Here is a 12,585-nt window from a genome sequence, read left to right as displayed (position 1 = left end):
TGCGGGCGGCTGGTGCATCGGCCATTACAACAAGCGGCTGATTAAACGATCGATACGGATACGACGCAGACGGCGAATCAGCTTGCGTACTTTTGCCGGATAATCCGCGATACTTTCCAGTTCGCGGAAGTGCTGTACCACCGTAGTATGAGTACGAATCAGCGCTAATTCTTTTTCACGCTGCTCAGCCAGTTGATTCAACGGATCATGGATAAGCACCGCGTTTTCCAGATCAAGTCGCCAGGCGCGCGGATTGAGGTTATTCCCGGTGATCATCATCCATTCATCGTCGACCCAGATGCCTTTCAGGTGATAGCTATTCTCGCCATCTTTCCACAAACGCACCGTCAGTTGTCCGTTGTTGACGTAATACTGCAAGCGGCTCAGGAAGCGACGCAGGTTAATCTCGTAGAGATAAGGCAATGCACCGATAATCTTGAAGGGCTGCTCCGGTGGGATATAGAAATCGTTAGCGGTTTTATCCCCGATGATAATCTCTACTTCCTTACCCTGACGCAGCAAATGGATTAGATTGCGCACCAGAATGGCAGGCAGGTTGAAATATGGCGTGCAAAGAGTCAGTTTACGCTCAGCGCAGGGCATTAAATGGAAAATGGTTTTATTCAGCAAACTGCGTTTGCCCAGCCCAACCAACGGTGTGACCGTCAAGGCTTCATTGCCCGCATTACCGGTAAACTGATAATTGAAGCCACGTAAATCCTGGCGGAACTGACGGGTCTCGTTTTTGATTTCCGGACTGGATGGGCGCTCGGACTGGTCAAGACGATGCACAGCATCAGATTGCTTCAGGTTAGCGCAAATCCATTGATACATGGTATCAGCCAACAGCGGGTTACGAATCAGCTGGTAGCGGTCATAGCGGTAGCGATCATGCTGATGCAAATAGACATCGTTGAGACTGGCTCCGCTATACAACAGGGTGTCATCAATGATGAAGCCTTTCAGGTGCAGTACGCCTAACGCTTCACGGGTATTGACCGGAATACCATACACCGGAATAGCGATATCTGGATGTTGTGCGGCCATTTCACAATACCAGTCGGCATTGGTGAGGCCACGCGCAGCACCGATACGTCCACGCTGGGCACGATGCCAGTCCACCAGAATACTGATATCCAGCTCAGGGCGAGCCTGACGTGCAGCATACAACGCCTGCATCACGCCACGTCCGCCATCATCATTTTCCAGATACAGCGCCGCGATACAGATACGTTTTTCCGCAGTGGCAATTTTCGTCAGCAGGGTGGCACGAAACTCAGCAGGCGAGTAAAGCGTGGTCACGTCCGACACGGATTGTGACAGTTTAGGCAGCTGTGCGAGGTGTTGTTGGTGTTTATTACGTTTGAATTTAGACAACATCACGGTGCACTTCTTCTCTGTTCATCGCATGGCCTTTTGCCATCAAATCATGATCCTAACGCTAAATAATAACATCAACCGAGCCAACAGGGAGGATTTTTACCTTTCTCTACAAGGTTAGTTGATCGCATCGTTCAGGGATAAATTAAGACTGACGATACCGTCATCCAGTTGAATACTCACGCGAAAGTTCAATTTTCGCGCCAGGGTAATCATGCCGGTATTATGTGGCATGGTGATACCGTTCAATTGTTGCAGACCGTGATCGCGAGTATAGCGAATCATCTTCTCCAGCAAGCGTCTGCCCATGCCCAGCCCTTTCAAATCCGAACGCACCAGGACGGAAAACTCAGCATCAATATTGTCGGCGTCTGAAATAGCGCGCGTCACCCCGATGATTTCATCACGACCTGCCTGCTGGCGTACCGCGACGATCGCCATCTCGCGGTCATAATCGATCTGTGTCATGTTCGCCAGATCCTCGTGGGTGAACTCATTGATTTCACTGAAATAGCGATAATAGAGATCTTCTTTCGTTACCAGCGCGATAAAGTCACGTAATAATGGTTCATCCTCTGGCAGGATCGGACGGAACAGGCAATGCTGACCATCTTTCAGTTCGACTTGCTCCTCCAGGTGGTGAGGGTAGGGGCGAATCGCCAGTCGCGCTTCGTTATCTCCCTGGAAAGGCGCAAGCTGAAGTGTGACATCCAACAGGGTAAACTCATCACCGCCGGCCAGCAGCGGATGAATATCCAGCCGCTGAATCTCCGGGCAATCCACTACCAGGTTAGATACCTGGACCAGCAACTGGCTGAGTGCGGGAATGTTCAGGGGCCTCAGCGCGCTGCGGCTACGTACTTTGCCGCTTTTCATCGCCTGGATCACCAGATAACGGGCCAGCGTCATATTTAGCGGCGGCAGAGCAACCGCGGCCTGCTTGTCTGGCTGCCATTCCACACCGCCTTCGCCCAGCATAATAATCGGGCCAAACAGCGGGTCTTGTTCCACCACCACGCGTAACTCCTGCGCCCCGGCACGGTTGGCCATGCTCTGCACCAACAGGCCATCAATGCGTGCCTGAGGATGAGTTTGGCGGACGCGATCAAAAATGGCGTCCGCCGCCTGTTCCACTTCGCTGGCACTACGCAGATAAAGCATCACTCCTTGCACCTCAGACTTGTGCGGGATATCTGGTGAACGCAGCTTCAACGCCACCGGATAGCCAATTTGCCCGGCGATACTGGCCGCAGCCATACTGTCGGCGGCAATCCAGGTGGGTAAGGTTGCTAAACCATAGGCCTGTAACACCGGCTGGACTTCATGGGTGTCCAGCGTGGTAATGCCTTGATCCAGTGCCTGCTGAATTAGCTGATGTGCCTGCGCGCTGTTCTGTGTCAGGCCCAACGGTAGCGCAGGGGTTTCCCGTAGCTGCTTCTGATTACGGCGATACTCCACCTGATGCATAAACGCTGTCACCGTCCCTTCTGGGGTACGCCAGGTTGGAATTCCCGCCTGAGTGAAGGCGCGACGTGCGGCTTGAGAGGAAAATTCGCCGCACCAGTTCGTCAGTAATGTCACCTGTTTGCCACGCGGATGGTGTGCTACCGCGGCGATAATTTGCTCGGCAGTCTCGCTGGCAGGAGACACGGCGCTGGGGGCATGGATAATCATCAGCGCATCCAGTTCATGACTATCCAGCAACTGTTCCATGCAGGCGACGTAGCGCTCAGGCGTGGCATCATCTTTCAGATCAAGCGGATTGCCGCGCCCGACCCCGGCCGGTAGCTGTGCGGCCAGTGCCTGCAAGGTGTCCTCACTTAGCGTCGCCAGCTTGCCATTGCGTGCGTACAACTCGTCCAAAGCCAGGGCTGCCGGAGCGGCACCATTGCTGATGATCATCAAACGATCACCACGTAACGGGCGCATATGGCTAAGCGACTCCACCGCAGAGAACAATTCATGGGTATCTTGCACTCGCAGCAGGCCAGCGCGCTGAATGGCGGCATCCCAGGCGGCATCCAACCCACTGCGAGTGCCAATCATCGCCTGTGCCTGGTGGCTACGCCCGCTTTTAATCACCAGAATCGGTTTATTGCGCGCAGCGCTGCGCGATGCTGAGACAAAGCGCCGCGCATCGCTGAGATGTTCCAGATAGAGCAGGATAGCGCTGGTTTTGCCATCACGGGCGAGGAAATCGAGCAGGTCATCGACATCAATATCAAGACTGTCTCCCAGCGCGATAAACCAGGAGAAACCGAGATTGCGTTGCTGCGCCCAGTCGAGAATGGTGTTCGACACCGCTGCCGATTGTGAAATAAAAGCAATGCGTCCTTTGGCTATCGGCACGGGAGAGAAGCTGGCGTTCAGCCCTTGCCAGGGGGCCAGCAAGCCAAGGCTATTGGGGCCGAGCAGGCGAATTTGCCACTGGCTGGCGCAGGCTTTCAGTTCGTCGAGTTGTTCTGGTGGGGCGGAGAGGATAATGCATGCTTTGCAACCTTTCTCCCCGAGCTGTTGCAGCAACGCCAGGTTGCGTTTGGCATGAGTACAGATGATGGCGAGGTCGGGAGCGAAAGGCAGGCTGGCGATATCTGGCCAGGCAAGCACGCCGCTTACCGCCTTATATTGTGGCGTCACCGGCAGCACCGGGCCGCTAAACCCGCCAGCCAGCAGGTTACGCATCATAAAATAACCGGCGCGTCCCGGTTTGACCGACGCACCGATCACCGCAATGGATTTAGGTCGTAACAGCGCTTCCAGTCCGCGTTGGCTCATCATGTACTCCTGACATGGGGAATGGCGTGATTGTAAACGCTTTTTACTCCACTTGCCGATTTGGCGATCGCAGGCTGAGGATCTCTTTCACATCCCAGCGTTTAAGATGGCCGATATAAGCTATCTGCTGCTGCGCGTGCCAGGCTGAAACGTCCCCCTCACGCAGATGCAGTAAATCTGCCGGGCTAACCCAGTTTGCCTGTCCCTCCAGCAGCTCAATTCCGGCATGGCGATAGCCAGCCAGCACGAATTCTGAACAGAAGAAACGATCAGCCTGGGGATTCTCGCCATCGGCCAGTTGTACGCTGGCCAGAGCTGTCAGGCAGTGGTTGCGTACCTGTTCACCCACCAGCGGTAATTCGCACACCCGACGCGACACCATAAAAGGCATAAACATCACGATCCCTTTAAAGTTGTACTTTTTGCCCAACTGTTGGTGGGAAAACTCGCGCAGTTGCTGAATTTTCTCGGGGGTTATGCCGGGCACGCGCAATGCCAGCAGATTATTGCTTTCGGCAATCGCGCGTTCGAGAGGAATAATTTTTACGCCACTCCCCACCGCTTCAGCGACCTGTTGATCACCCAGATAAATAGCCGCGTGACTCACTCCTGTCAGACTAAACAGGCGAATTCCCCAGGATTGCAAAGAGGTGGCGGAAGAAAGCAGCAGATCGCCGGGTTGCAGTGTATCGGCGGCGATCAACGTGGAAGGCTGCGTACTGGCTGACTGAAATTGCAGGGGAAAACCCTGTTGATGTTTTGGCGCAGTACTACAACCGGCCACCAGGCAAAACGCCAAAACAACAGCTTTCATAGCGCATCATCCTTGATTTAAAGCCAGCTCCGTGGCGATGCTCTACTATAGTTCAGTTTTTTGGGCAAAAAAAGAACAGTGTTAGTTATCCTCGTCACATAACGCATGTGCCGGATGATGCGGTTTCCCGGCCAGATACGCCTGGCGAAAGCGCGTGAAATGCTGTTGTAACGCATCAGCAGCGGCGATGTCGCCAGCCTGCTCCAGCAATGCAGCGGCAACTTCAGCAGTGCAGTGCTGGCCCTCACCATGTGCTTCACGCAGCGTATAGCGTGATGGGCTGGTCACATTTAAAGACATCACCGGGAACGCATCCAGCCATGGGCTTTTGCGGAACATCTTCCGCGCCTCGGTCCAGGTGCCGTCGAGCATAATAAACAATGGCGGCTTGCCGCTGAGGGGCGGCTCTGTCAGCACGGTGCGTCCGGTATCGGCATAGGAAGCGGGGAACACCACCAACGGTTGATAATCGCTCATCTGTACCGCCTGTAATAACGCCACATCTGGTTCGGTACGTGACCAACCAAATGCCAGCGTATCCGGCAGGATATCGGCGATCAGGCGTCCGGTGTTGCTGGGTTTCATCGGCTCGGTATCAAACATCACCAAACAAAAGCGGCTACGCGCGGTTTGTGGTTGTAATGTGGCGCATACGCAATGTTTATGCGGCAGGAGACACCCCTGACAGCGGATTACCCGATTACCCCGGGCCAGAAACGGGCGGGTGGAACGGGCAAGACGTTGTGTGCGCAGACGCAGAACGGCATTTTCAGACATAACACTCAGGCGGGCAGAAAAAACGCAATTGTAATGGAAATGCCGCGGAAAGGTAATATGGCCAGCACCTGGCTGGCCACTGGCAGGATCAGAGCGATTCGTCGAGCCATTCGTTGAACGGCGCTTTCGGCATCGCACCGTTGAGCATATCAACCAGTTCGCCCTGCTTAAACAGCATGATAGTGGGGATGCTGCGAATGCGGAAGCGCGAACTGAGCGCCGGTTCGGCTTCAGTATTCACCTTCACAAAACGCACTTTGCCACGGCGTTCATCAGCGACATCTTTAAACACCGGCGCGAAGTTGACGCAAGGTCCGCACCACGGTGCCCAGAAATCGACCACTACCGGCAGGTCGTCCTGTAAATATTTATCCAGCGTTGCAGCAGTCGCGCTCACCACTTCGCCGTTGAACAGCTCGCCGCCGCAGCGGCCACATTTGGCTCCATCGGCAATACGTGTATCGGGCACGCGATTGGTTGCCTGACAGGAGGCACATACCGTATTCATAGTTACCTCAGACCGGATCTGTAAATTTGTGATTGCCGAGCATTATGAAAGGGTTGAATGCTATGCTCAATCTGGATTGCCCAATAGGTTCAATAGTTGATAGCTTAGCGCCGACACATCAGGTAATCTTCGCGCTCTCAATGCTGGAGGAACACATGAACGACGAAATTAAAGGCAAAAGCGGCAAGGTAAAAGTGATGTATGTACGTGGTGAGGATGAGGGCCAGAAAGGCTCGCGTGCGCCAAATCCCCGTACCGGCAAAGGCGGCCGTCCTGCTGCGCGCCAGGAAGATAATCGTCGTTCTGGCCCCCGCACTGGACGTAATAATGAAGAAGGTGGTCGCGGTGCGGGTCGTCGTAGCGATCGTGGTGACGATAGCCGCAAATCACGTGGTTATGAAGACTCACCGTGGCGCACCGTTTCACGCCCACCGGTAGCGGAAGAGAACGCGCTGGAAGAGGGTGCTGTCAGCAAACCGGCTATTGACCCGGAGCAGATCCGTCGTCAGCGTCAGGAAGAGACCCGCGTTTACGGTGAGAATGCCTGTCAGGCGCTATTCCAGAGCCGTCCTGAAAGCATCGTACGTGCCTGGTTTGTCCAGAGCGTGACGCCACGCTTCCGTGAGACATTGCGCTGGTTGGCGGCGAACCGCAAAGCCTACCATGTGGTGGACGATGCCGAGCTGGCGAAAGCGTCGGGTACGGAACATCACGGCGGCGTGTGTTTCATTATCAAGAAGCGCATGGGGATGGCGGTGTCAGAATGGTTAAGTCAGGCCGAAGCCAAAGATTGCGTACTGGCGTTGGAAGACGTCAGCAACCCGCATAACCTCGGCGGCATCATGCGTAGCTGCGCGCACTTTGGTGTGAAAGGACTGCTGGTGAATGATGCGTCATTGCTGGAGTCAGGCGCCGCAGTGCGTACCGCAGAAGGGGGGGCGGAGCACGTCCAGGCGATCAGCGGTGAAAACTTCTCCGCCGGTCTGGAAGCCTTCCGAAAAGCAGGCTACACCATCGTCACCACCTCCAGCCATGAAGGTACACCGCTGGCGAAAGCTGAGCTACCAGCCAAAATGGTGTTGGTGCTGGGCCAGGAGCGTGAAGGTTTGTCTGATAGCGCTTTCCAGCAAGGTGATATGAGCCTGTCGATTGGTGGCACCGGCAACGTTGAAAGCCTTAACGTGTCGGTTGCAACCGGCATCCTGCTTGCCGAATGGTGGCGACAGAACGCATAAAAAAACGGGCCATAATGGCCCGTTTTGCTTTTTGGCTTAGTGTGCACCACCGCCGCCACCGCCTGCCCCAAAGGGCGGACGCGCGAACCAAATCAGTACCAGCAGAATGATAAACACCCCGGCGGATGCCCAGAAAATCTCGTTGGCAGAGATAATCAGACCCTGATTGGTGATCTGCTGCGCGATATACGCGGAAGCTTGCTGATGCGTCATGCCCAGACCTTCCAACTGATCGTACATCTGCTGCGAATTGGCGTTGTACGGATTCACCGACTCCGACAAATAGCTGTGATGCATCGATTCGCGATCGGTCCACATGGTGGTGGTGATCGACGTACCGATGGAGCCTGCCAGCGTACGCACGAAGTTCGACAGACTGGACGCCGCCGCCATGCGTTCGGGGGGTAAGCCCGACAGCGTAATGGTGGTCAGCGGCATAAAGAAACATGCCACCGCGAAGCCCTGAATAAACTGCGGCCACGCCGATGCACCAAAATCCATCCCCGGTTCAAAGGTATACGCACGCCAGTAGAAACACACCGCATACATAATAAAACTGAAGGTCACCAGACGGCGCATATCCAGCTTATGGGCAAAGCGACCGATAATGGGCGACAGGATCACCGGAATAATCCCCACCGGCGCGGAGGCCAGCCCGGCCCATGTTGCGGTATAACCGTACACTTCCTGCAACAGCTGCGGCAGCAGAACAATCGAGCCGAAGTAGAGCATATAGGCGAGGCTGATCGACAAACAACCGATGGTGAAATTGCGCGATTTAAATAGCGAAAGATCGACGATCGGGTGGTCATCCGTCAGTTCCCACACCAGTAGCACCGCCAGGGCTACCACGGCGACAACCGTTAACACGATGATTTCAGTGGAACTAAACCAGTCCAGCTCTCTGCCACGATCCAGCATTACCTGTAGGCAGCCAATACCCACCACCAGCAGCACCAGACCGACCATATCAATCGGACGGCTGGCAGTTTGTGTTTCACGGCCTCGCAGGGTTTGCAGCGTCAGCATCACTACCACCACGCCAATCGGCACGTTGATGAAGAAGATCCATCCCCAGTGATAATTATCGCTGATCCAGCCACCGAGAATCGGTCCGCAGATCGGTGCCACGATCACCGTCATTGCCCACAGCGACAGCGCAACGCTGCGTTTCGCCGGTGGATAATTGTTCAGCAACAGGCTTTGCGACAGTGGGATCAAAGGACCTGCCACCACGCCCTGGATGACACGAAAGAAAATCAGCATCGACAAACTTTCAGAGACACCACAGGCAAAGGAGGCGAGGGCGAACAGGATCGTCGCCCAGGTAAACAGCTTCACTTCACCCACGCGTTTCGCCAGCCAACCGGTGATCGGAATCGAGATGGCGTTTGCCACCCCGAATGAGGTGATCACCCAGGTGCCTTGCGAGTTCGAGGCACCAAGGTTTCCGGCGATGGTCGGTATCGCCACATTGGCGATGGTCGAGTCGAGTACCTGCATAAACGTCGCCAGTGACAGGGCGATGGTCATCAGGACTAACGGCGCGCCTTCAAGCGGTTTTTGTGCCATAACAGCCTCCCGCGTTATCAGCCGGCGTTGGCACGAACGATGTCAGTAATCATCTGGTTTACTGGCGTCAGGTCGATTGCCAGCGCATTGCTTTCATAAGCGGCCTGGGTGCGGACGCTGCTGGCCAGCACGGCGCCATCTTTATTGGACGTATCCACTTTCACCAATGTTGACAGACCGATACGCAACGGATGCTCCGCCACTTCTTTTGCATCCAGCTCAACACGTACCGGCAGGCGCTGAACCACTTTGATCCAGTTGCCGGTGGCGTTCTGTGCCGGGAGTAGCGAGAAGGCGCTACCGGTGCCCATATCCAGACCGACCACCTTGCCGTGATACACCACATCATCACCGTAGATATCACTGACGACTGTGGCTGGCTGACCAATGCGCACCTCTGCCAGCTGGGTCTCTTTGAAGTTAGCGTCTATCCATAAATTGGTGGCGGGCACCACCGCCAGCAGCGGTGTGCTGGTGGAGATTTGCGAACCGACCTGCACGCTACGACGGGAGACATAGCCATCCATCGGGCTGCGGATCTCGGTACGTTGCAGCGCCAGCCAGGCATCGCGCAGTTCAGCGGAGGCCTGTTTTACGGCGGGCTGGTTTTCCAGCGAGGTATTCAGGATCATCGCCTGATTGGCATTGTATTGTTGCACCGCTACGTCGAGCTGCGCTTTGGCGGTAGCCACCGCGTCGCGTGCGTGTTGCAGTTCTTCACGTCCAATCAGGTTGGCAGCACCCAGCGGCTCGCGGCGCTTCAGATCGGCCTCAGCCTGTTCCAGAGCGGTTTGTTGCAGCTTAATGGTGGCCTGATCCTGCTTGCCATTGATCATCAACTGGTGGGTCTGACGTACGCTGGTGGCCAGTGCGGTTTGCGCCTTCTCAAACGCTTGTTCCGCATCGGTTTTATCCAGAGAGACCAGCACATCCCCTTTCTTCACAAAGTCGGTATTATCAAACCACACCTTGTTTACGCTGCCGGAAACCTGGGCCATTACCTGCACCTGGTTCCCTGAGACATAAGCATCGTCGGTCTCCTGGAAATGACGCAGCACCAGGAACCAGTAAGCCAGATACGCAATACCTATAATGACAAACACGATAGCCAGCAGGATAAGCGCGCCTTTGCGCTTTTTCTTTTTATTTGCTGGCTGTTGCGGGCTTTGATCGGCCGCTGTCGCACTCATGTTATTCTCCACGTTTTCCATTTTTTCGGGATGTGTTCATCCATCAACACGGGTTCCCGAGTCGAAAAAAGCCAGCGCTTGAGACGCTGGCCGGATAAAAAGGGGATTAAAATATCGGTTTCGACAGGTGATTGTGTCGCACTTCTTGCTATTAACGTGACAGTGAGGCGATGAGTTGCTCTTCATCCATTTTGTCGAGGCGGTTAAGCAGCTTACGGGTAATCGCTTCCAACTGACCTTGCTCGTCAGAAGAGAGCGAAGACCAGAGATATTGCAGGCTCTGATGCTGCGGTGGCAGCAACTGGCGTAAGAATTCGTTACCTTTTTCTGTCAGGTGCAGATGCAGGCAACGACGGTCGTTATCGCTTTCACGGCGTTCAATCCAGCCGCGTTTTTCCAGTTCGTCGGCAATACGCGTGGCGTTGGTGCGCGAAGAACCCAGTGCCGAACTCAGTTCAGAAGGCTGGATGCTCTGGTTTTCCTGGGCATCAAGGGTGATCAGCGCCATGAATAAGGTTTCGTTAATCCCCTGCGCCTTCAACATTTTGTTGCGATTATCCAGCAATTTTCCCTGCATATGCATGCACAGACGCGTCAGGATGATCTCCTGCAATGGAAAATCTTTGTGGCGAGTAGCACGGATGTTTAGCATCTGCTCAATGGGAGTAAACGAACTTTCCATTCTAAAAAAACCTCACTAGTTGCAACTGGTATAGTAATGATGGTGACAGATTAAGCGTAGTCATAATTCCCGCCGGTGATTGTTAGCACGATCACACTGTCAGCACCCGGCGATTCCAGGTCATTCCCTGACCCTGGGCGTGTTGCCCGATCCAAGGCTGCGGATGCGCAGGCATTGGATGCTATCAATTCGCCTCGCGAAATCTTTTTACAGTTGAATAATTTCGCGAGAAAAAATAACCATGATGAATAACTCTCTGGCTAACCATAACAAACCCAATCATTGATGAACAGTATTGCTCATCGATTAGGTCCGGTCTTTACGTTTTCTAAACACTTTCGAAACGCGCATTACGCCACCAAATCAACAGGTTAATGATGGTGAACATTACTCCGGCACCACAAACACCGTACCAACCCGCGTGATGAAATGCGTTCGCTGAAATAATCGAGCCCAGCGCGCCACCGATAAAATAGCTGGTCATATAACCCGCATTAAGGCGATTGCGCGCCTCTGGCTTGTGGCGGTAAATGACGCTTTGATTGGTGATATGCACCGCCTGCACTGCTAAGTCGAGCAGCAGGATACCGATAATCAGCGCCAGTAAATGGTGTGCCCCCAGCGCGGTTACGCCCCAGGCTACCAACATAATCAACAGTCCGGCGCTGGTGGTCAGTTTGGCTTTTCCCTTATCCGCCAGGCCACCAGCCTGACGTGCCGCCAGTGCGCCAGCCGCCCCCACCAGACCCAGCAGGCCAATCTCCCCTTCATTAAAACCATAGGGCTGTGCTGACAGCAGGAACGCCATGGAGGTCCAGAGCATGCTGAAATTGGCGAAGGAGAGGCAGCCGGTCAGCGCGCGGGTGCGGATGACCCGATTGCCGGCATACAGGCTGAAAATGGAGCGTAACAACTGCGGATAGTTAAGCGGGACATCCTGCTTATATCGCGGCAGATAACGCCACAATGCCAGCGACATCAGGATCATCAATACGCTGGCGGTCCAGTAAACGCTACGCCAGCCACCGAGTTGTGCCAGCGCACCGGCAGCAGTGCGTGCCAGCAGGATTCCGAGCAACAAACCGCTCATCACCGTGCCCACCACCTTACCGCGTTTCTCTGGTGCGGCAAGGGTGGCGGCGAGTGGCACCAGAATCTGTGCCACTACAGAAAACAGCCCGGTCACTACCGTGCCCAGCAGCATTAACGGCAGAGAATTTGAGAGTGCGGTGATCATCATGCCACCGGCAGCGAGCAGGCTCATAGAAACAATCAGGCCGCGTCGTTCCAGCATATCGCCCAGCGGCACCAGCAGCAGCAGGCCACAGGCATAACCGAGTTGGGCGGTGGTGACGATAAAACCGGCGAGACTGACGGAGAGGTTAAACTGATGGGCAATGGTATCCAGCAGTGGCTGGACATAATAGTTACTGGCGACGGCGAGGCCAGTCGCGACCGACATCAGCGCGACCAGGGCAGAACTGAGGCCCTGATGGGAAGCATTCATAGCGTCATGAGCAGGCAAATAATCATAATGGGTTAATAGTAACCCAAAAAACTATTTCATTGTTGTGTTAATTAACAGGACGTACCAGTACGCTATAGCGTCCGAATCGATTGGGAAGCCGGGTCACCCTTTATGGCGACCCGGC

Annotated in this window: 10 protein-coding genes; 1 reads left to right on the top strand and 9 read right to left on the bottom strand. The window is 54.7% G+C overall.

All coding sequences use genetic code 11. The features are described from left to right. Window positions 1–24: 24 nt before the first annotated feature. The 5 genes from pssA to trxC all read right to left on the bottom strand — a co-directional run bounded on the left by pssA (window position 25) and on the right by trxC (window position 6,254). Entirely contained in the window at window positions 25–1,380 is a 1,356-nt protein-coding gene (gene pssA, locus AC6I8W_RS16060) for a CDP-diacylglycerol--serine O-phosphatidyltransferase (RefSeq protein ID WP_497838212.1), read from the bottom strand. Window positions 1,381–1,497: 117 nt separating this feature from the next. Then, window positions 1,498–4,155, bottom strand: coding sequence for a bifunctional acetate--CoA ligase family protein/GNAT family N-acetyltransferase (locus AC6I8W_RS16055; RefSeq protein ID WP_497838211.1), 2,658 nt, complete (start codon window positions 4,153–4,155; stop codon window positions 1,498–1,500). Window positions 4,156–4,198: 43 nt separating this feature from the next. Then, complete coding sequence (locus AC6I8W_RS16050) at window positions 4,199–4,969, bottom strand: YaeF family permuted papain-like enzyme (RefSeq protein WP_497835816.1); 771 nt, start codon at window positions 4,967–4,969, stop codon at window positions 4,199–4,201. 81 nt (window positions 4,970–5,050) lie between these two features. After that, window positions 5,051–5,746 carry a tRNA-uridine aminocarboxypropyltransferase gene (locus tag AC6I8W_RS16045; RefSeq protein ID WP_497835815.1) on the bottom strand — a complete coding sequence of 232 codons (696 nt, stop codon included), beginning with the start codon at window positions 5,744–5,746 and terminating at the stop codon, window positions 5,051–5,053. A gap of 88 nt (window positions 5,747–5,834) precedes the next feature. Then, window positions 5,835–6,254 carry a thioredoxin TrxC gene (gene trxC, locus AC6I8W_RS16040; protein ID WP_497835814.1) on the bottom strand — a complete coding sequence of 140 codons (420 nt, stop codon included), beginning with the start codon at window positions 6,252–6,254 and terminating at the stop codon, window positions 5,835–5,837. Window positions 6,255–6,409: 155 nt separating this feature from the next. Here trxC and AC6I8W_RS16035 point away from each other — a divergent pair, with 155 nt between their 5' ends. Further along, complete coding sequence (locus AC6I8W_RS16035; RefSeq protein ID WP_497835813.1) at window positions 6,410–7,489, top strand: tRNA/rRNA methyltransferase; 1,080 nt, start codon at window positions 6,410–6,412, stop codon at window positions 7,487–7,489. A gap of 36 nt (window positions 7,490–7,525) precedes the next feature. On the opposite strand, the gene emrB is transcribed toward AC6I8W_RS16035, so the two are convergent. The 4 genes from emrB to AC6I8W_RS16015 form a co-directional block, all read right to left on the bottom strand. Next, window positions 7,526–9,061, bottom strand: a complete 1,536-nt coding sequence (emrB, locus tag AC6I8W_RS16030) for a multidrug efflux MFS transporter permease subunit EmrB (protein ID WP_497835812.1) — start codon at window positions 9,059–9,061, stop codon at window positions 7,526–7,528. Window positions 9,062–9,078: 17 nt separating this feature from the next. After that, the gene (emrA, locus tag AC6I8W_RS16025) at window positions 9,079–10,251 is read right to left on the bottom strand and encodes a multidrug efflux MFS transporter periplasmic adaptor subunit EmrA (protein ID WP_497835811.1); all 1,173 of its coding nucleotides are present in this window, start codon (window positions 10,249–10,251) and stop codon (window positions 9,079–9,081) included. Window positions 10,252–10,402: 151 nt separating this feature from the next. Then, window positions 10,403–10,933: a transcriptional repressor MprA gene (gene mprA / locus AC6I8W_RS16020; protein WP_013510181.1), complete on the bottom strand. Its 531-nt coding sequence runs from the start codon at window positions 10,931–10,933 to the stop codon at window positions 10,403–10,405. A 328-nt stretch (window positions 10,934–11,261) separates the two neighbouring features. After that, window positions 11,262–12,440, bottom strand: a complete 1,179-nt coding sequence (locus AC6I8W_RS16015) for an MFS transporter (RefSeq protein ID WP_497835810.1) — start codon at window positions 12,438–12,440, stop codon at window positions 11,262–11,264. Between the last annotated feature and the right edge of the window lie 145 nt (window positions 12,441–12,585).

Source organism: Pantoea sp. X-Soil-TKNS-1211, from assembly GCF_059730495.1.
Note: the sequence above shows the minus strand (reverse complement) of the source record. Positions and strands in the feature narration are given on the sequence as shown.

Coding starts and splice junctions, on each gene's coding strand:
- AC6I8W_RS16055 (WP_497838211.1), bottom strand. CDS start 4,155: ATGAGCCAACGCGGACTGGAAGCGCTGTTACGACCTAAATCCATTGCG.
- AC6I8W_RS16015 (WP_497835810.1), bottom strand. CDS start 12,440: ATGAATGCTTCCCATCAGGGCCTCAGTTCTGCCCTGGTCGCGCTGATG.
- AC6I8W_RS16035 (WP_497835813.1), top strand. CDS start 6,410: ATGAACGACGAAATTAAAGGCAAAAGCGGCAAGGTAAAAGTGATGTAT.
- mprA (WP_013510181.1), bottom strand. CDS start 10,933: ATGGAAAGTTCGTTTACTCCCATTGAGCAGATGCTAAACATCCGTGCT.
- emrB (WP_497835812.1), bottom strand. CDS start 9,061: ATGGCACAAAAACCGCTTGAAGGCGCGCCGTTAGTCCTGATGACCATC.
- AC6I8W_RS16050 (WP_497835816.1), bottom strand. CDS start 4,969: ATGAAAGCTGTTGTTTTGGCGTTTTGCCTGGTGGCCGGTTGTAGTACT.
- pssA (WP_497838212.1), bottom strand. CDS start 1,380: ATGTTGTCTAAATTCAAACGTAATAAACACCAACAACACCTCGCACAG.
- emrA (WP_497835811.1), bottom strand. CDS start 10,251: ATGAGTGCGACAGCGGCCGATCAAAGCCCGCAACAGCCAGCAAATAAA.
- trxC (WP_497835814.1), bottom strand. CDS start 6,254: ATGAATACGGTATGTGCCTCCTGTCAGGCAACCAATCGCGTGCCCGAT.
- AC6I8W_RS16045 (WP_497835815.1), bottom strand. CDS start 5,746: ATGTCTGAAAATGCCGTTCTGCGTCTGCGCACACAACGTCTTGCCCGT.